Annotated in this window: 16 protein-coding genes; all 16 read right to left on the bottom strand. The window is 40.1% G+C overall.

Annotated elements, in window-relative coordinates; all coding sequences use genetic code 11:
• Window positions 1-46 precede the first annotated feature (46 nt).
• The 16 genes from rny to AA980_RS02880 all read right to left on the bottom strand — a co-directional run bounded on the left by rny (window position 47) and on the right by AA980_RS02880 (window position 19,472).
• The gene (rny, locus tag AA980_RS02955) at window positions 47-1,609 is read right to left on the bottom strand and encodes a ribonuclease Y (protein ID WP_024028275.1); all 1,563 of its coding nucleotides are present in this window, start codon (window positions 1,607-1,609) and stop codon (window positions 47-49) included.
• 319 nt (window positions 1,610-1,928) lie between these two features.
• Complete coding sequence (gene recA / locus AA980_RS02950; RefSeq protein WP_024028274.1) at window positions 1,929-2,969, bottom strand: recombinase RecA; 1,041 nt, start codon at window positions 2,967-2,969, stop codon at window positions 1,929-1,931.
• 262 nt (window positions 2,970-3,231) lie between these two features.
• Window positions 3,232-4,485, bottom strand: coding sequence for a competence/damage-inducible protein A (locus tag AA980_RS02945; RefSeq protein ID WP_024028273.1), 1,254 nt, complete (start codon window positions 4,483-4,485; stop codon window positions 3,232-3,234).
• A gap of 22 nt (window positions 4,486-4,507) precedes the next feature.
• Window positions 4,508-5,092, bottom strand: coding sequence for a CDP-diacylglycerol--glycerol-3-phosphate 3-phosphatidyltransferase (gene pgsA / locus AA980_RS02940; RefSeq protein WP_024028272.1), 585 nt, complete (start codon window positions 5,090-5,092; stop codon window positions 4,508-4,510).
• Window positions 5,093-5,143: 51 nt separating this feature from the next.
• On the bottom strand, window positions 5,144-6,064 hold the full coding sequence (locus tag AA980_RS02935) for a helix-turn-helix domain-containing protein (protein WP_024028271.1): 921 nt from the start codon (window positions 6,062-6,064) through the stop codon (window positions 5,144-5,146).
• Window positions 6,065-6,085: 21 nt separating this feature from the next.
• On the bottom strand, window positions 6,086-6,877 hold the full coding sequence (locus tag AA980_RS02930) for a DUF3388 domain-containing protein (RefSeq protein WP_034723958.1): 792 nt from the start codon (window positions 6,875-6,877) through the stop codon (window positions 6,086-6,088).
• A gap of 183 nt (window positions 6,878-7,060) precedes the next feature.
• A complete protein-coding gene (locus AA980_RS02925) occupies window positions 7,061-7,306 on the bottom strand; it encodes a DUF3243 domain-containing protein (RefSeq protein WP_024028269.1) in 246 nt (81 codons plus the stop codon).
• Window positions 7,307-7,385: 79 nt separating this feature from the next.
• Window positions 7,386-8,108 (bottom strand): elongation factor P 5-aminopentanone reductase, encoded by a 723-nt coding sequence (gene ymfI, locus AA980_RS02920; RefSeq protein ID WP_034723956.1) that lies wholly within the window; start codon window positions 8,106-8,108, stop codon window positions 7,386-7,388.
• Between the two features lie 244 nt (window positions 8,109-8,352).
• The gene (yfmH, locus tag AA980_RS02915; protein WP_024030626.1) at window positions 8,353-9,642 is read right to left on the bottom strand and encodes an EF-P 5-aminopentanol modification-associated protein YfmH; all 1,290 of its coding nucleotides are present in this window, start codon (window positions 9,640-9,642) and stop codon (window positions 8,353-8,355) included.
• Window positions 9,642-10,922: an EF-P 5-aminopentanol modification-associated protein YfmF gene (gene yfmF / locus AA980_RS02910; RefSeq protein WP_024030625.1), complete on the bottom strand. Its 1,281-nt coding sequence runs from the start codon at window positions 10,920-10,922 to the stop codon at window positions 9,642-9,644. Before yfmF ends, yfmH begins: the two co-directional genes overlap by 1 nt.
• Window positions 10,923-11,100: 178 nt before the next feature.
• On the bottom strand, window positions 11,101-12,051 hold the full coding sequence (locus AA980_RS02905) for an ABC transporter permease (RefSeq protein ID WP_034724966.1): 951 nt from the start codon (window positions 12,049-12,051) through the stop codon (window positions 11,101-11,103).
• Between the two features lie 76 nt (window positions 12,052-12,127).
• Window positions 12,128-13,171 carry an ABC transporter permease gene (locus tag AA980_RS02900; RefSeq protein ID WP_024030623.1) on the bottom strand — a complete coding sequence of 348 codons (1,044 nt, stop codon included), beginning with the start codon at window positions 13,169-13,171 and terminating at the stop codon, window positions 12,128-12,130.
• Window positions 13,164-14,699, bottom strand: coding sequence for an ABC transporter ATP-binding protein (locus AA980_RS02895; RefSeq protein WP_024030622.1), 1,536 nt, complete (start codon window positions 14,697-14,699; stop codon window positions 13,164-13,166). Before AA980_RS02895 ends, AA980_RS02900 begins: the two co-directional genes overlap by 8 nt.
• A gap of 206 nt (window positions 14,700-14,905) precedes the next feature.
• Window positions 14,906-15,988 carry a BMP family lipoprotein gene (locus AA980_RS02890; RefSeq protein WP_024030621.1) on the bottom strand — a complete coding sequence of 361 codons (1,083 nt, stop codon included), beginning with the start codon at window positions 15,986-15,988 and terminating at the stop codon, window positions 14,906-14,908.
• A gap of 85 nt (window positions 15,989-16,073) precedes the next feature.
• Complete coding sequence (locus AA980_RS02885) at window positions 16,074-16,799, bottom strand: GntR family transcriptional regulator (protein ID WP_024030620.1); 726 nt, start codon at window positions 16,797-16,799, stop codon at window positions 16,074-16,076.
• A 324-nt stretch (window positions 16,800-17,123) separates the two neighbouring features.
• Window positions 17,124-19,472, bottom strand: coding sequence for a DNA translocase FtsK (locus tag AA980_RS02880; RefSeq protein WP_024030619.1), 2,349 nt, complete (start codon window positions 19,470-19,472; stop codon window positions 17,124-17,126).
• Window positions 19,473-19,568: the final 96 nt, after the last annotated feature.

Below are 19,568 nucleotides of genomic sequence, written 5' to 3'. Positions count from 1 at the left end.
AACCGGAATCAGAGACCAATAAATAAAGCGGTGCTTTCGCACCGCTTTATTTCGCGTATTCAACAGCCCGTGTCTCGCGGATGACTGTTACTTTAATATGTCCAGGATAATCAAGCTCTTCTTCGATCCGCTTACGGATATCGCGTGCTAATCGATGTGCGGCAAGATCATCTACCGTATCTGGTCTTACAATAATACGCACTTCACGCCCAGCTTGAATTGCAAAGGATTTCTCAACGCCTTCATAGGATTCAGAAATCTCTTCCAGCTTCTCAAGCCGGCGAATATAGTTCTCAAGAGTCTCGCTTCGTGCACCTGGTCTTGCAGCTGATAAGGCATCTGCTGCAGCGACAAGAACGGCGATAATCGATGTTGGTTCTGTGTCTCCATGATGGGAGGCGATACTATTGATTACCACAGGGTGTTCCTTGTATTTCGTTGCAAGTTCAACCCCAATTTCTACATGGCTTCCTTCCACTTCATGGTCAATTGCTTTCCCAATATCATGAAGTAAGCCTGCGCGACGAGCTAACGTTTCGTCTTGACCAAGTTCCGCGGCAAGCAAGCCCGAAAGCTGTGCTACTTCCATTGAATGCTTTAAGACGTTTTGTCCGTAGCTCGTACGGAATTTCAAGCGGCCAAGAATTTTAATCAGATCTGGATGAAGTCCATGTACACCCACTTCAAAGGTGGTTTGTTCACCCACTTCACGGATATACTCATCCACTTCCCGTCTAGATTTTTCTACCATTTCCTCAATTCGCGCAGGGTGAATACGTCCATCTTGTACTAATTTCTCAAGTGCTAAGCGAGCCGTTTCGCGACGAATAGGGTCAAAACCTGATAGAATAACAGCTTCAGGAGTATCATCAATAATCAAATCAATTCCCGTTAATGTTTCAAGTGTACGAATGTTACGTCCTTCACGGCCAATGATCCGGCCCTTCATTTCGTCATTTGGAAGGTTGACGACAGAAACAGTCGTTTCCGCTACATGGTCAGCAGCGCAACGCTGGATTGCCAGCGAAAGAATTTCCTTCGCTTTCTTGTCGGCTTCCTCTTTCGCACGATTTTCGCTTTCCTTAATCATTATCGCAGTGTCATGAGTAAGTTCCTGCTCCATCTTGTCAATAATGATTGTTTTCGCTTCCTCGCGCGTTAGGCTCGAGATTCGTTCGAGTTCAGTTTGTTGTCTTCTTACCAACTCGTCCACTTTGCTTTCCATCTCTTCAATATGCTGTTGTCTTTGGTTTAGAGAATCATCCTTCTTTTCTAAAAGATTTTCACGCTTATTAAGCGTTTCTTCTTTTCGATCTAAATTCTCTTCTCTTTGCAGTAAACGGTTTTCTTGTTTTTGCAGTTCATTTCTTCGTTCTCGAACCTCACGTTCAGCTTCTGATCGAAGCTTGTGAATTTCATCCTTTGCCTCTAACAGGGCTTCCTTTTTTAATGCATCAGCATCACGTTTCGCATCTTCTAGAATCTGCTCTGCAGCATTCTTTGCTCCTGCTATCTTTGCTTCAGCAATGGATTTACGAATAAAATAGCCAACAACGGCACCGACGAATAGGCCAAGCAAAATGGAGATGATAAGGGTAATTGTGTCCATCGTTACACCTCCTCTTGCTATGAACTTGTGTTACATTTTTTAAGTGTCGGCATGTACATTGTTTAGACTCAACATACAGCAAGCACCAAGGCTTTTTCGAATTGTAATATTTCCAAAAATGTAAAATATACATGTTAATTGTAAAGGTGGGAATATTCATTGTCAAGGCTTAGTCCCATTGGCTTTTTCAAATATTTAGGAATCACCTTATTAATTCATTGGTTCGATTAGATTTTTTCGAATAATTACCAATTAAAATGTATGAGTATTCACTTTATCAAAAAAGCAAAACCCAATTTTCGGGCTTTGCTTAAGTTGATTAATCAATTAGCTCAAATTGATCGTCATCATCTGTTTCAGTAACAACCTTTTCACTGTCTAAACCGTAATGATCACGGATTTTTTGATGAATTTCTTGACGGAGAGTAGGGTTTTCTTTCAAGAATAACTTTGCGTTTTCACGCCCCTGGCCAAGTCTTTCATCATTATAGGAATACCAAGAACCACTCTTTTGAACGATATCTAATTCAGAGCCTAAATCAATGATCTCGCCTTCTTTAGAAATTCCTTCACCATACATAATATCTACTTCAGCTGTACGGAATGGAGGTGCAACCTTGTTTTTCACTACTTTAATTTTGGTTTTGTTCCCTACTATATCTGTTCCTTGTTTCAGTGATTCCGCACGGCGTACCTCTAAACGAACTGTCGAATAGAATTTGAGCGCGCGCCCGCCAGGAGTGGTCTCGGGGTTCCCAAACATAATTCCAATTTTTTCGCGAATTTGGTTAATAAAGACTGCAATTGTCTTCGATTTGTTAATGGATCCGGATAGTTTACGAAGTGCTTGAGACATCAAGCGTGCTTGTAAACCAACGTGTGAATCTCCCATTTCCCCTTCAATCTCCGCTTTTGGAACCAATGCGGCTACTGAGTCGACTACAATAATATCAATTGCACCGCTTCGGACAAGTGCCTCTGCGATTTCAAGAGCTTGTTCACCGGTATCAGGCTGCGATAACAATAACTCATCAATGTTAACACCCAACTTTTGCGCATATGTTGGATCGAGGGCATGCTCGGCGTCGATAAACGCTGCTTGTCCACCATTTGCTTGTACTTCAGCAATTGCATGCAAAGCAACTGTTGTTTTACCCGAGCTTTCTGGACCATATATTTCGATTATTCTGCCACGGGGGTACCCGCCAACCCCTAGTGCTGCATCAAGGGCTAAGGAGCCGCTGGGAGATGTTGAAATCTTCGTATCTGTTTTCTCTCCCATCTTCATGACGGAACCTTTTCCAAATTGTTTTTCTATTTGTTTTAACGCCATTTCTAAGGCGGCCTTACGGTCACTCACAAATAGTTCCTCCCTTTATAATAAAAATTTTATTTTAATAACTGCAATCTAGCAAATTAAAACCTATTAATAATATAACCCCTTTTAAGCTATTTGTCGAGTAAAAACACGAACATTTATTCGACACCATTTCAAACAATTAATACTGGAATATTAGACAAATTTACCCTCCATAAATACATTATCTTGTGGCTTTATGTCTGATAAGCTCCTTTTCTCGATTAGTCTGAAAATTAAAAGAGGTAAAAAAATCACAGAATGCTTATTTCGCATTCTGTGATTCTTTCAAGTTCTTTAATAAAAAATAGCAGCCGAATTTTACGGCTCGATTACGGATCGCATCTCTTGTCCCACTAAGGGTAATCTTTTCAACAATTGTCGGGCTTTTCTTAACGGCAATTCCAATATAAACAGTGCCGACTGGCTTACCTTCTAGTTCGTCAGGACCGGCTACGCCAGTAAAGCTAATTCCAACATCCGCAGCCAAAATCCTTGCCGCATTTTCCGCAAGCTCTCTCGCGCATTGCTCACTCACGGCGCCATGCTTTTCTAGCGTTTCTTGATTCACCTGCAAAATATGCTGCTTAACCTCATTTGAATAGCAAACGACTCCGCCCTTAAACACCGAACTCGCGCCTGAAATCGCGGTTAACTCCTGCTGGAACAGCCCGCCTGTTAAACTCTCGGCAGCTGTAACGGTTAAATTTCTTTTCTTTAACGCCTTCGTCAGCTCTTGCAATAGCGAAATGTTGTCATAGCCATAAAGGAATTCTCCCACACGCTGATTGATCTTTTTTTCCACATCATCAAGCATAGTGTGCGCAATATTTTCATCAGGATGTTTTGCAGTCAGCCTTAAGGTTACCTCGCCATCACCTGCGAGCGGAGCAATTGTAGGATTGCTTTGCGCTTCAATGATATCCATGACTTCCGTTTCCAGTGCCGCTTCCCCAATACCGAAAAACCGCAGCACTCTTGAGACAATCTTCTCATTGGAACCAGATTTAGAGGAAAGCGCAGGACCTCCATACTGAAGAAACATTGGTTCCATTTCTTTTGGCGGGCCAGGCAGGAGCATATAAATATGCCCCCCCGTTTCTAACACCATACCAGGTGCCATCCCATGATCATTCGCAAGAATCTGAGAACCTTCTAGAACAAGAGCTTGCTTTCGGTTATTTTCCGTCATGACACGGTTTGTCCGCTTGAAATAAAGCTCAATCGAAGCTAATGCTGTTTCGTCCATGACGAGTTCTTTTCCAAGGTGGCGTGCAATCGTTTCCTTTGTCAAATCATCCTTTGTAGGTCCGAGTCCGCCAGTAAAAATAATGATTTCGGAGCGCGCTTCTGCATGTGCAATCGCAGCTTTTAATCGATCAGGATTATCCCCTACGACTGTATGATAATAAACATCAATTCCTAGCCCCGCTAAGTGCTGAGACAAGAACCTTGCATTCGTATTAACAATTTGGCCGAGTAACAATTCCGATCCAACGGCGATAATCTCAGCGTTCACATTCATCTCTCCTCATCAAAGCCTACTTCGAGTTTTTTAGGATATGACTATTTTTCGCAAAATAATCCCAGCCAGACCATACTGTAAAAAATAATGCTACCCACAATGACACAATGTCAAAGCGAAAAGGAATTAGCACAAAAATAAAATTATGTAACAAAATGGACGATATCGCGATTATCTGAGTCCATGTCTTAATTTTCCCCAGCATATTAGCGGCCACCACTTCACCCTCACCGGCAAGAAGCAAGCGCAGACCGGTTACAGCAAATTCCCTGCTGATAATAATGATGACGATCCAAGAAGGGGCATAAACGTCATTAAGTTCCACTAGGACAATAAGTGCTGCCGATACTAGCAGTTTGTCCGCAAGCGGGTCGAGAAATTTCCCCATATTGGTCACAAGATTATACTTTCGCGCGTAATGACCATCAATCCAGTCGGTTGATGAAGCGATAATAAAAATCAATGCCCCCACAAAATGGGTTACTGGAAGATTCGCGCCAAGAAAATTCATTTGTCCCCAATCAAAAGGGGCTAGCATAATGATCAAGAATAAGGGGATTAAAAGAATTCTTGATACAGTTATTTTGTTTGGAATATTCATAATTTTCCTCCACAAGTTTATTGAAAGCGAAAAATAGCCATCAATAGATGACTATTCGCTCTTCGGAACATATTGAATCGTAATGTTCTGAACATCTTTAGTCGGTGCAACTGCATACTCAAGCAATTGGTCATTTACATAGATTTCAGTATCAGCCGCGTTTCCAACTCTAATAACGGCACTGCTTTCTGCCGATAAATCTACGGCTTGGCTCTCGGGTCCGCCTGTTTCAAGCGTTTTTAGTGTTCCTTGAAAAAAGGATTTCCCTTTCCCATTTTTAATACTAACCCAAGTTTGGCCTTTTGACACCAATTTGACAACAAATTTGTCTGCATTTTTTAAATCATAGGTTGAATTCTTGCCGCTGCTTTGTACGACCGATACTTCTTGTTTAGGTGCTTCTACTACAGGCGGCTTCTCTTCTTCCGGTTTTGTCGTATCCTTGTCTTTTCCGCTGTCTTTTTCACTTTGTTTTTCCTTATTATTATCTTTTTCATTCCCTTTTTCTAGCTTTTCGTTCGTAGTAAGTGTAACGGGATCATTCTTTTTATTCGTCGAGCTCTTTGAATCTGTGCCGGAATAGTGAGAAAAAAAATAATAGACAGTAGTTAATATACCAATAACAAACACACCGATTAAGATCTTCGGAAGAATATCAAAGATTTTTGAATTTCCATCTGTCATCGTTTTTTGTGTTTTCACTCTTGATAATTGCTGCGGCAATTCATCATTTAAAGATGCCGGAATTTCACTTTTATACGTTTCAAAAATTTCATCAGGATTGAGGCTCAGTGCCTCGGAATACTGCTTGATAAAGGCACGCACATAAAAATTCCCGGGCATGCTTGAATAATTCCCCTCTTCAATACCAATTAAATAACGTTTTTGAATCTTTGTCATGGATTGTAAGTCATCCAAACTTAAGCCTTTCGCAATTCGGGCTTCTTTTAGTCGATTCCCTAATTCAGTCACCTGTTAACACCTTCCAATTTATTAAAAATCAAAATCTCCAAAATCAGATCCGGAGAACATATTATGCTGGTCAACAATATCGTATGTAATCTCTTCTTCAGAGTCATTCCTTAGTTCGATAATGTAATCAAAATCTTCCAAGGTATATTCCGAGTTTTGTACGAAAATATCAGGATGCTCCACTACCTTAACAGCCGGCAATCGCATAATTTCACGGACAAGCTGCCAGTGACGCTCGTTTGCACGCCTTGTCGAGACAATCCCATCAAGAATGAACAGGTTATTTTCATTGTACTCATCTTCAATTAGTTGATTGCGAATCGTTTGTTTCAAAAGCGTGGATGATACAAACAACCAGCGTTTATTTGCACAAACACTTGCAGCTACAAGTGATTCTGTTTTGCCAACTCGGGGCATTCCGCGAATACCAATTAGCTTATGTCCATCCTGCTTAAATAATTCTGCCATAAAGTCTACTAATAATCCAAGTTCATCCCTTACAAAACGGAAAGTTTTTTTATCATCGGCGTCCCTTTGAATATAGCGTCCGTGTCTGACCGCTAGTATGTCACGGAGCTTCGGTTCTCTTAGTTTGATTAATTTTATTGTGTCCATTGTATGTAAAATTGACTCAAGTCGTTTAATTTGATCATCATCTTTTGCTAAAATAAGCAGACCTCTTCTTCCTTCATCAACACCATTGATGGTGACAATATTAATTGAAAGCATACCCAGCAAAGAAGAAATGTCTCCCAATAGGCCTGGACGGTTCTTTTGGATTTCATATTCTAAATACCATTCTTTTTTCAAAATTAAAAACCTCCTAAAAAGAAGTTTCGACAATTTTTTCACAATTCCTCATCTAAACCTAATAATAAATGATTTTGTATAAAGATGAAAGGAAAAACATATAAAACTTATATGGAGCTCCAGGCTGCCATACGCAAGTCCATTTTCCATACAAAAAAGAGAGGAGATGCCCCCCTCTCTTTCCGATTATTCTCTAACAAGTTTAACCATAATATTCGCAATTGCCTGTTGTTCCGTCTTGTCAGCAACTGACCACATGTCGGAAAGAATTCTTTCCTGCTCATTTTTCGGATCCACTTGATTTGCTAAATAATCCCCAATTTGAAAAGCAAGATTATTAATTGCACCTTCACTCATACCTTCAGTTTGTGCGTGTTCAAGACGATCACCAAGAAATTCTTGCCACTGCTTCCAATTATCTAAGACAGACATCATCATACCTCCTTTTAAAATAGTACATCGTTATTTTGCGAATAACCGGCTTAAACTATTCATGAAATATTTACGATTATCATGTGTACCAGCCGCCATTAATCGCAAGGACCTGCCCCGTAATATAGGAAGCCTCGTCTGATAGCAAGAAGTAAACACTTCTCGCTATTTCTTCAGGCTGCCCAAGCCTGCCCATTGGGATCTCAAAAGAAATCCGTTCGAGCTCTTCCGTTGTAAATCCCTCCATCATCTTTGTATCAATTGCACCAGGAGCGATTGCGTTAACCCGAATGCCGTTTAAAGCTACTTCTTTACTCAAGGCCTTTACAAACGCAATCTGTGCACCTTTTGCTGCCGAATAGGCCACCTCACATGCAGCCCCTGTTTGACCCCAAACAGAGGTAATCACAATAATATTTCCTGTTCCCTTATTTAATAATTTCGGAAGCAGCTCCTTTGTCATCATTAGCGGACTTAATACATGAACATTCAGTAAAGCTTCTGCTTCTTCTTGCCTTAGATCCATTAATAGTCCATAATGGCTGTTTCCTCCACAGTGAATAATCGCATCCAAGGAAAAAATTTGCGAACATACTGTCTTATATCCATTTACGTCTCCTAAATCGGCATGGATGGGAATATACTCTCCGCCATAGGGCTGTAGCTTGTCCAGTAAGTCTTTAATTGCTTGTTCATTTTTATGATAATGTAAATATAAATGATAACCTTTTGCTGCCAAGTTACAAGCAACCGCTTGACCGATTCCGCCGCTTGCTCCCGTGATTAGCGCGAATTTTTTCATAAAAACCACTCTCTCTCTAAAATAAAGCTGTGTCAAAAGGAATGTTGATTTCCGTTCCAGGTGCTTCGCTTTCCGCGGGGCGGGCGGTGAGCCTCCTCGGCGGCGCCTGCGGGGTCTCACCTGTCCCGCTGCTCCCGCAGGAGTCTCGCACCTTCCACTCCAATCAACATTGTGCTTTAACAAAGACAAAATAAATAAATAAAACTGAGGAAAAGCGCCGAATAAACGGCGCTTCCTCACTTTGTTACTTTTTTGGAATTACCTGACATACGGAAAAGCGCTCCTCGGAAATAACTTCTGTAGCTAAAGTTTGTACTTCATCAAGGGTAATCTTTTCAAGTGTTGGCACAACATCGAATAAGTTCATCTCATTAAATGCATAACGGGTAAATTGATTCGCAATATATTCAGGTGAATTAATGGCTCGCAAAAATGCGCCAATCTTTTTCCTCTTTGCTCTTTCTAACTGCTCTGCAGAAAAAGTATTGCTGTTCGTGGCCTCCATGAGCATTTTTTTTAGTTTTTCTGCCAGTTGATCAGGTTCGCTCGTGTCTCCGCCTATCATGGCGAAACCAAAGCCTTGTTCCTGCGTATAGTCATAGGCAAATGTTTCATCAATCAAACCTTCGTTATAGAGCTGGTTATAGTGTTCTGAACTTTTCCCAAATAATAAATCAAGAAATACATTCATTGTTAGCTCGTTTTTTAACATTTCATTGCCTGTTTGGTCTACATGGAGTGCTTTGATGCCAACCAAACATTTCGGTGTTTGCACATTCATTTGCAGCACTTGTTTTTTTTCTGCCGCACCTTGCGGCTCGTCTGCAAATTGACGCTTGATTTCAGGCATATCCTTATATTCTTTTTTTGCTTGGTTTTCCCTCACTTGATTCATGTAAAGTTCTGGGTCAACTGGCCCGACAATAAACAATAGCATATTGCTCGGATGGTAGAAGGTATTGTAACACTCGTACAGCCAATCTTTTGTAATATGCGATATAGATTCGATGGTGCCGGCAATATCGATTTTTACAGGATGATGTTGATATAGATTTTGAATCAGGCCAAAGTATAAGCGCCAATCAGGATTATCATCATACATTGTAATTTCCTGCCCGATAATTCCTTTTTCTTTTTCCACTGTTTTTTCGGAAAAATAAGGCTCTTGGACAAAATCAATCAATGTTTCTAAGTTTTTTTCAACATCGGACGTGCTTGAAAACAAATAAGCAGTCCTTGTAAACGATGTAAATGCGTTTGCGGATGCTCCTTGACGGCTAAACTGCTGAAACACATCGCCATCTTCCTTTTCAAAAAGCTTATGCTCAAGGAAATGAGCAATCCCATCAGGGACCTTGACATACTCCTCTTTTCCTAAGGGAACGAAAGTATTATCAACTGAGCCATACTTGGTGGTAAAGGTGGCATACGTTTTATTGAAGCCTTTCTTTGGTAAAATATAAACATTGAGCCCGTTCGCCATTTTTTCATGATATAGTTCTTCCTGAACCTGGTCAAAAGTGATTTTCTCCATCAATCTCCCGCCTCCGTTCCTGTTAGGAAATAGATTGTATCAAGATCAATCTTTTTGGCAACAGCCATAATGGCTTCTTTCGTTGTTTTCTGCATCTCAGTCAGCCACGCTTTAAGATTGATATCGGTTTTTGCTATGATATTATGATAAAGAATTTCCTGCAGTCCTCTTGATGTATCAAGTGTTTCGAGCATTTGATTTTGAATGACAGCTTTTGTCTGGGCAATTTCCTGGTCAGTGAAATCCCCGTTTCGCATTGCTTCCATTTGTTCATGAATGATGCGAACTGCCTGGTCATAGTTCTTTAAATCAATCCCTGACATCACCATCATTAACCCTTTATGGCTTTCTAAACGACTGGCAGCATAATAGGCAAGGCTGGCTTTTTCACGGACATTGATGAATAGCTTAGAATGTGAAAAGCCGCCGAAAATGCCATTGAAAACCTGAAGATCAAAATAATCAGGGTCACCATAAACAATGTTTGTTCGATACCCGATATTTAATTTACCTTGTTTTACGTCCTGTTCTTCTTTAATCTCGTTTACTTCCGCCCGTTTGTTAATTCCATGTGTTTCCACTTTTTTTGGTGTCCGGTCTTCAAACTGCAGCAGCTCTCCCGCTAGTTTTTTTACTTCTTCCTCGTTTACATCCCCAATTACATAAAGATCCATTTCATCCTCTAGAAACGCTCTTTTATAATAATCGTATAAATTCTCCGGCGTAATTTCATCGACATCTGCTGCTTCTCCATTCACCTGCAGGGCATAAGGTTCATTCTTACACATTTCTTCTAAAAGACGGACATTGGAATAGCGCATTTTATCATCAAAAACAGAGTGAATTCTCGCTTTAAGTGTTCGCTTTTCTTTTTCGATTGTTTCTTGATCAAAACCATTTCCCGAAATGTTTGGATTGGTCAAAATTTCTGCCAGCAATTCAAAGCCCTTTTTTAATAAAGGAGTTGAATCGCTTAAAAATTTCTCATTAGCAATTTCTAATGTGAAACTCATGATATGGTATTCACCTTTTTTAGCTAAATCAACAAAAAGTGTCGCACCATATAATTCATCGAGGTAGGACCGAAGTGCCGGTGTTGAAGTATATTTGGCTGAACTGCTCTGGAGCACTTGTGGAAGGAGAGCCCTTTTCGTTACGTCTTCTTTTGTCAAAGGTGCTTTCATTTTCCAAAAAAATGTATTCGTTTTGTATTTTTCCGTTTCAATTACATGGAGTTTAAACCCCTGCAACTCTGTGATCTTTTCCTTTACAGCGTCCATTTACGTTCCTCCTTATCTAATAAAGGTCATACTTAACAATATGTAAACATTTTTATAGTTTTTCCTCAGAAATAAAACATATACTTCTACTATAATTTGCCAAGCTTGTTCAATACAAGTATTTACCCTTTTATAGCGCAGAAGAACCCTCGATTTATCGAGGGTTCCAAGTTTAACATTATCTGCTTCCTTTGATGTAATGCACACCATCTGCTTTTGGTGCTTCTGCACGGCCGATAAAGCCAGTTAGTGCTAATATCGTCAATACATATGGTGCAATAAACAAATAGACGTTTGGAATGTTGCTTAAGAAAGGTAAGCTTGATCCAATAATACTAATACTTTGGGCAAAACCAAAGAATAACGCAGCACCCATCGCACCAAGCGGATGCCATTTACCGAAAATCATTGCGGCCAACGCCATGAAACCTTGACCGCTGATGGTGGCATGGTTAAAGTTTTGAGAAATAGATTGGGCATAGACGCCACCGCCAATACCACCAAGTGCTCCAGAGATAATAACGCCATAATAACGCATTTTTGTTACATTAATCCCCATCGTATCAGCCGCCATTGGATGTTCACCAACAGAGCGAAGACGTAAGCCGAATGGAGTTTTATAAATAAAGAACCAGGCAATAACAGCGACAATAATCGCTACAAATGAAGTCCAATACGTGTTTTGGAAAAATATTTCTCCAATGTATGGTATCTTTTTCAGAATTGGAATATCGACTTTACCAAAACTATGCTTAATAATATCTGTTTCACCTTTATCATAAATTAACTTGACTAGGAACATGGTTAAACCAACTGCAAGCAAGTTAATCGCTACCCCGGAAACCGTATGGTCAGCACGGAAGGTAATCGCTGCGACCGCATGCAGAATCGAGAAAATCGCACCGGCAGCCATCGCAACCAATAAAGCAATCCAAGGTGTCGCACTTCCAAAGGTATCTGAAAATGTTAAGTTAAAGACTATTGATGAGAATGCGCCAATAACCATTAAACCTTCTAGACCGATATTTACAACCCCAGAACGCTCGGAGAAAACTCCTCCTAATGAAGTGAAGACTAATGGGGCTGCCCATAATAATGTTGACGGAACAACAATCATTAATATTTGCATTAAGCTTAAGCCGCTATGACCATTAGAAGCGGTGGCAAGAACAGTGTTTGATAGAGAAAATAATAATCCACTCATCTTACTTCACCTCCTTTTTGCTGAATCGTTCAAGAACAATCCTTATGATGTAGCTTGATGCCACGAAGAATACAATCAAGGCAATAATGATATCAACTAATTCTTTCGGCACCCCTGCAAGCGGCATCGATAAGGCACCAATTTTTAAAATACCAAATAATAAAGCTGCGAAGAATACCCCAAGTGCCGTATTGCCGCCTAATAACGCTACGGCGATTCCGTTAAATCCGACACCAGTAAACCCGCCTTGAACAGCCATATAACCGAAAGTTCCTAACCCTTCCATCGCACCAGCAATTCCAGCAAAACATCCGGAAATAACCATGGAAAGAATAATATTTTTATTTACATTCATACCTGCATAATGAGCAGCATCCTGATTGAAACCAACGGCACGTAATTCATAGCCCCTTGTAGTTTTCTCTAATAGGAACCACATGATAAAACAACAAATAATGGCAATGATAATACCCCAGTGGATGGAAGACCCAGTAGTAAAGTCTGACAGCCACTCAGAACGTAATGACGCAGTTTCATGAATCTTCGCGGTTTTTGATGAACCCTGGTTCATTTTCGTATTAACAATGTAGTTAACAGTGTGCAAGGCAATATAGTTCATCATGATCGTAACAATAACCTCATGGACGCGGAAACGAGCCTTTAACAAACCTGGAACGAAGGCCCAAAGACCACCGGCTATCATTGCGGCTAAAATGGCAAGTGGTAAATGAATGATTGCAGGAAGGTCGAAGGTTACTCCAACCCAAACAGCCGCAAGCCAGCCCACGATAAATTGACCTTCAACCCCAATATTAAATAAACCAACCCGAAAGGCAAAGGCAACGGCAAGACCCGCTAAAATATATGGTGTTACCTGTCTAACGACCTCACCAATTTGATACACATCTCCAAAAGCCCCTTGCCCTAATGCAATAAATGCCTCGATTGGATTGTATCCACTTACAAGCATGATGATTGTTCCAAATATGATCCCTAATATTACGGCAAAAATAGGTGTTAAAATATTTACTAAGCGTTTAGACATGTGTTCCTTCCCCCGCTTCTTTTCGATTCGAGCCTGCCATCAGCAATCCGAGCTCTTGCTCTGTCGTTTCTTTTGGATCGACAACGGCAACAATTTGACCTTCATAAATGACAGCAATCCGATCGCTGACATTTATAATTTCATCCAACTCGAATGACACTAGTAAAACAGCTTTTCCATTGTCACGCTGTTCAATTAACCGTTTATGAATAAACTCAATCGCACCCACATCCAGACCACGTGTCGGTTGTGCAGCAATTAATAAATCCGGGTTTCTATCCACTTCGCGGCCAATGATTGCTTTTTGTTGATTCCCGCCAGAAAGAGCCCGTGCTAGAACATATTCACTTGGTGTCCGAACGTCAAACTCTTTAATTAAAGTTCTTGCTTTATTGTAAATTTCCTTAAAGTTCAAGATCCCGTTTTTCGAAAATGGCCGTTTATAATAAGTTTGTAAAACCATGTTCTCGCCGATTGGGTAATTCAATACCAATCCATGCTTATGGCGATCTTGAGGAATATGACCAATTCCCGATTCTGTGATTTTTCTTGAAGAAAGTCCAAACAGCTCTTTTCCATTCAACATGACGCTGCCTTTTTCGGCTTTTCTAAGACCGGTAATCGCTTCAATAAATTCAGATTGCCCATTACCATCAATACCGGCAATACCAACAATTTCACCGGCACGAACGGATAAATTCAACCCGTTGACAACCGTCACTCCACGAGAATCCTTTACTACTAAATCTTTAATATCCAAAACATCTTGTTTTGGATCTGCTGGTGATTTTTCTGTTTTAAAATCAACTTCACGACCGACCATTAGGCTGGCTAATTCATTAGGATTTGTTTCACTAACATTAACCGTCCCAATTCCTTTTCCTTTTCGAATGACTGTACAACGGTCGGCAACTTCCATAATTTCTTTCAATTTATGAGTAATAAGGATAATTGATTTACCCTCTTTAATAAGTGTTTTCATTATTTGAATAAGTTCTTTTATTTCTTGCGGTGTTAGTACAGCTGTTGGTTCGTCGAATATTAAAATCTCAGCCCCACGATAAAGTGTTTTTAATATTTCTACCCGTTGCTGCATTCCAACAGTAATATCGGAAATTTTCGCTTGGGGGTCAACAGCCAATCCATAACGTTCAGAAATGTCGCGGACTTCTTTCTCAGCCTGTTTAAGGTTGATTCGCCCGCCACTGGTAATTTCTTTACCGAGAATAATGTTCTCTGTAACTGTGAACTTATCAACAAGCATAAAATGCTGGTGAACCATTCCGATTCCAAGCTCGTTGGCAATATTCGGGTTGGAAATGTGCACCGGATTTCCCTTTACACGAATCTCACCTTGTTCTGGCTGATATAAACCGAACAGAACATTCATTAATGTAGATTTTCCTGCACCATTTTCTCCGAGTAAAGCATGAATTTCTCCCTTTTTCAGTTGAAGGGTAATGTTATCATTCGCGACGAAATTGCCAAATTCCTTACGAATGTTGAGCATTTCAATTACAAATTCCATCTTTTCTCACTCCCTGCGATAAGATAAAAGGAAATTTCGACCAATAGTAGTAAGAGGTCAGACCTTTCCGAATTTTAAAAAAACAGGGAATTTCTCCCCACTAAAATCTTAAATGAAATGCAGAATGTAGGGTTCTACACTTCAGTTAAGATTTCATTAAGTAGGAATAAGCAGGCAGGTAACATCCCGCTTATTCCACAGTTGTATTATTTTGCGCTAAATGTTTTTAATTCATCACGAGTTCCAGGAACTTTAACATTACCTGATTTAATCTTTTCAACCCATTCTTTTACTGCTTTATCAATAGCATCTTTATTTGCTGCTTTAGCATTAATAGGAGCTAAACCAACACCATCTTCTTGTAAACCATAGATTGCTGTTTCGCCGCCTGGGAATTTCCCATCTTTTGCTTTATTAGCGATGTCAACAACTGCAACGTCAACACGTTTAATCGCAGATGTTAGAACTACATCAGGACCCATGTCGTTTTGGTCACGGTCTACACCAATTGCCCAAATTTCACGTGCTGAATCTTTTTTCTTTAAGTCACCAGCTTCTTTGAATAAACCGTTTCCAGTTGCACCGGCAGCGTGGAAGACGACATCAGCACCTGAAGCGTACATTGTAGAAGCGATTGTTTGACCAAGCTCAGCTTTGTCAAATGCGCCTGAATATTTAACATCAACTTTTACTTCTGGTTTTGCAGCTTGAACGCCTGCTAGGAAACCAGCTTCAAAACGTTCAATAACTGGGATTTCCATACCGCCAATGAATCCGATATGGTTCGTTTTTGTTGTAAGAGCTGCAGCTACACCAGCAAGGAAAGCTGCTTCTTGCTCTTTGAAAAGAACACTGGCAACGTTTGGTTGTTTTACTTCATCATCGATGATTGCAAAGTTTGTTTTTGGTTGTTGTTTTGCGATTCCATCAACCGCGTCATGCATTAAGAAGCCGATACCATATACTAAATCAAAGCCTTTACGAGCAAGAGAATTCAAGTTTGTTGTGTAATCAGCATCGGAAGTAGATTGAAGGTAATCAAATCCGCCTTGACCTTTTTTCAAACCGTTGTCTGCACCAAACTTTTGTAGACCTTCCCAAGCAGATTGGTTAAATGACTTGTCATCAACACCACCAACGTCAGTAACCATAGCTACAGAAAAAGCTTTTTCTTTGTCTCCACCTTTAGAAGTATCAGTGTCTTTGTTATCACTTTTTCCACAAGCACCTAAAAGTGTTCCAGCAGCAAGAACAAGTGATAGCGCCATTCCAATTTTACGCTTTTTCAAGGTATTGTACCCCCTATGAATTATGTTTGATATTGTAGGAATTTAATAGAGCAAGACTGATTGCGTTTTCAAAAAGGAAAAAAATTTATGTTCGCTTCCTTAATACATGAAAACTAAATTTGTCCGCTTTAAAATAGTTTACCGAATACAGGATTGGTTCATCTAATTCGTTGAAATGCATTTGTTTTAATACTAACAATGCTGTTTCAGGATCACATTCTAAGATCGGGGAAATTCTTTCATGATAGCCAATTGGCTCGATTTGGGCAACCGCGTATGTAATTCTTCGGTTTGCCCCCTCGTCCAAAATATGGAAGATGGATTCTTCCTCATAGGAAAATGTTTTAGGCAAAATTCTTTCAGGCACCTTATCGACACAATAGACGACTGGTTCCCCATTTGCGGTTCTAACCCTCTCCATCACGAAAATTTCCTCACCAGCAGAACATGTGAAACGACGAATATCCTCATCGGTAGGACTAAGCGTTGATGAACTTAAGAAAATAGTGCCAGGTTTCATACCAACTTGTTTAATCATGTCAGTGACACTATTAAGCTGCTCAATACCGGAAGTAAACAGCGGCTTCGCATTAACAAACGTTCCGACACCATGGCGTCTAATGATAACGTTTTCTTCTTCAAGAATACGTAACGCTTCCCGAAGAGTTGCCCTGCTTACACCAAGCTGTTTAGCAAGATCGAATTCAGAAGGTAATTTTTCTTTTTCTTTGTATACTCCGTGTTCAATATCTTGCTTTAACCGATCGATCACTTGTAAGTATAAATGCCGGTTATCTGACTTAATAGACATGCTGTTTCCTCCAGGCCTTTTCCTAAGACATCAGACATCTGATATCATTCCTACTAATCGAGATTTATAGTAACATTTTTTTCGAGATAAATAAATAGAAATTAAAAATTTCGTCGGAAAAAGTCTGAATTAACGAAATGTCATAAAGTTACTGATATTTTTGTATAAAAATCTGCTATAATATAATATTTAAAATGAACGAAAATGATATTTTAGGATAAAAGTAGGTATTTTTCTTGTTTTTGGTCATTCACCTCCTAATACTATAGTATCAAGTTTTCTGAAAATTAGTATAAAAAAAGAGCCAAACGGCTCTTTTTTTATTTATGACGACTGTTCTTCTTTTGGTTTTGTTTGTAACACTGCGCGCGGTTTGCTTCCTTCATATGGACCAACTACACCACGTGCTTCCATTTCATCTATTAGCCGTGCGGCTCGTGTATAACCGATTCGGAAGCGGCGCTGGAGCATGGAAACGGATGCGGTTTGCATTTCTACGATTAGCTCAACGGCCTCATCATATAGATCATCATCGACAGCACCTGTTACCTCGGGTATATCATCAGGTATCATCTCTTCTTGATATTGTGCCTTTTGTTGAGAAATAACAAATTCGACTGTATTTTCAACCTCCTCGTCTGAAAGGAAAGCTCCTTGGACACGTACTGGTTTTGATGCACCTACTGGCAAGAATAACATATCTCCTCTGCCAAGCAGCTTTTCGGCTCCCCCCATATCCAATATTGTTCTTGAATCGGTAGCGCTCGAAACCGCGAAAGCAATCCTTGATGGAATATTTGCTTTTATCACTCCCGTAATGACATCAACAGATGGTCTTTGAGTAGCAATGATTAAGTGAATGCCTGCTGCACGAGCCATTTGTGCAAGACGGGTAATTGAGTCTTCCACATCTGATGAAGCGACCATCATTAAGTCGGCCAATTCATCAACAATGACGACAATATACGGTAATAACGGCTGCTTGTCATTTTCTTCAAGATTATGCCTTCTTACATGATCATTATAGCCTTCAATATTACGTGTTCCGGTATGGGAAAACAATTCATAACGTCTTTCCATTTCGTTGACTACCTTTTTTAATGCTTGTGACGCTTTCTTAGCATCGGTAACAACTGGCGCTAACAAATGGGGGATTCCGTTGTAAACATTTAGTTCAACCATCTTCGGATCAATCATCATTAATTTCACTTCATGTGGTTTTGCCCTCATTAATATACTGGAAATGATCCCATTAATGCAGACACTTTTCCCGCTCCCTGTTGCCCCCGCTACGAGTAAATGGGGCATCTTATTTAATTCAGCGAGAACCGCTTCACCGGTTATATCCCTGCCAAGACCGATTAGAAGTTTTGCATCAGGTTTGTCATTTTGGGTAGCTTCTAGAACCTCCCTTAGGGAAACCATCGCCACCTCTGAATTTGGAACTTCAATGCCAATGGCTGATTTTCCCGGGATAGGAGCTTCAATTCGAATATCTTTGGCAGCAAGGGCTAATGCCAGGTCATCACTTAGGCTGACAATTTTGCTTACCTTCACACCTACATCTGGATGGACCTCATATTTTGTAACAGCCGGACCTAAATGCACTTGGGTAACACGTGCCTTCACCCCAAAGCTTTGAAATGTCCGTTCCAGTTTTGCGGCATTGGCATGGATAAGCTCATATTCCCCACTTTGGTCTGTTTTCTTCGGTAACTTTAACAGTCTAAGCGGCGGCAATTCGTAAGCGACATTTTCCACTTCCGTAAACGTGATTGGTGGTGCATCATCATCTGCTTTTTCTTCTGGGGCGCCATTCCTTTCATTCTCAAGCTCTTTTGGACCTTTATCCTTTGGTGCCTCTTCTAAGTAGGCCCTATCAGCAAAACTAGAAATAATCGGCTCAGGAATTTTGATTTCTTCCTGCTTAGGCTGCAGCCTTCCTTTTATCTCAGGTACGCTGGCATCTTGGCGTTTTTCTTTTGCTTGTTGTTTCTGAACTTTCAACTCCGTTTTACGTTCCTGTTGTTTTTGTTTCCAATCAGACATATCCGTTTTAAAGGCTTGCCATTGATTTTTTGAAAAATCTATCAGGGTAAGGATAACTTTTCCTATAAAGTCTCCAAACGATTTTCCGGTAAGTAGAATAATACCAATAATGATAAAGATAAAGGCAATAATTTTCGTGCCTGTTTCTGCAAACAAGTAATGAAATAGCGCATATAATATTGCTCCGAGAATTCCACCGCCTAAATCTTGCGTGCTTGCTTCTCCTTTTATTTCCATCCGAAATAATTCCCATGTATTTGCGATTACACTAGGGTTCATAAACTTCCCATTGTTCGTCAAATTATGAAAGAGGGTTACATGACTAAGCAGCAAAATGGCCGAAACAAAGAAATAGCTGCCAACTAGCTTAATATGAAAAAAAAAGGGAATTTCCCGTTTCCACATTAAATACACACTTAATATCACCAGCCCGATTAATCCCAGCATGTACCATTCACCCATCCAGAAACGAAAAAAGAGAACCGTCGCATTGCCAACTGCCCCCAGCTTTGCGATTGAAATAATTGCTAACGCTAATATTGCAAGTGCGGATAGTTCATATTGGACGGTCCGTTTTAAATGGATATCTCTTTTTTTTGATTGTCTTCTCTTTTTCTTAGCCATCTAATCACCTTGTATGTATTATTTATGGTCGCCATTTTTTATTTGAAGAAAAAGGAGAGCAGCCGATTTGGCTGCTCCTGTTTACATATCCCGATT

This window comes from Neobacillus vireti (genome assembly GCF_001026695.1).
GTDB classification, from domain to species: Bacteria; Bacillota; Bacilli; order Bacillales; family Cytobacillaceae; genus Neobacillus; species Neobacillus vireti.
The sequence above is the reverse complement of the archived record's forward strand: the minus strand, read 5'-3'. Positions and strand labels throughout refer to the sequence as shown.

Excerpts from the sequence above, each read along its gene's own strand:
- AA980_RS02895 (WP_024030622.1), bottom strand. The coding sequence starts at position 14,699 with ATGGAATTTGTAATTGAAATGCTCAACATTCGTAAGGAATTTGGCAAT.
- ymfI (WP_034723956.1), bottom strand. The coding sequence starts at position 8,108 with ATGAAAAAATTCGCGCTAATCACGGGAGCAAGCGGCGGAATCGGTCAA.
- AA980_RS02905 (WP_034724966.1), bottom strand. The coding sequence starts at position 12,051 with ATGCAAATATTAATGATTGTTGTTCCGTCAACATTATTATGGGCAGCC.
- rny (WP_024028275.1), bottom strand. The coding sequence starts at position 1,609 with ATGGACACAATTACCCTTATCATCTCCATTTTGCTTGGCCTATTCGTC.
- AA980_RS02900 (WP_024030623.1), bottom strand. The coding sequence starts at position 13,171 with ATGTCTAAACGCTTAGTAAATATTTTAACACCTATTTTTGCCGTAATA.
- AA980_RS02925 (WP_024028269.1), bottom strand. The coding sequence starts at position 7,306 with ATGTCTGTCTTAGATAATTGGAAGCAGTGGCAAGAATTTCTTGGTGAT.
- AA980_RS02880 (WP_024030619.1), bottom strand. The coding sequence starts at position 19,472 with ATGGCTAAGAAAAAGAGAAGACAATCAAAAAAAAGAGATATCCATTTA.
- pgsA (WP_024028272.1), bottom strand. The coding sequence starts at position 5,092 with ATGAATATTCCAAACAAAATAACTGTATCAAGAATTCTTTTAATCCCC.
- AA980_RS02885 (WP_024030620.1), bottom strand. The coding sequence starts at position 16,799 with ATGTCTATTAAGTCAGATAACCGGCATTTATACTTACAAGTGATCGAT.
- yfmH (WP_024030626.1), bottom strand. The coding sequence starts at position 9,642 with ATGGAGAAAATCACTTTTGACCAGGTTCAGGAAGAACTATATCATGAA.
- yfmF (WP_024030625.1), bottom strand. The coding sequence starts at position 10,922 with ATGGACGCTGTAAAGGAAAAGATCACAGAGTTGCAGGGGTTTAAACTC.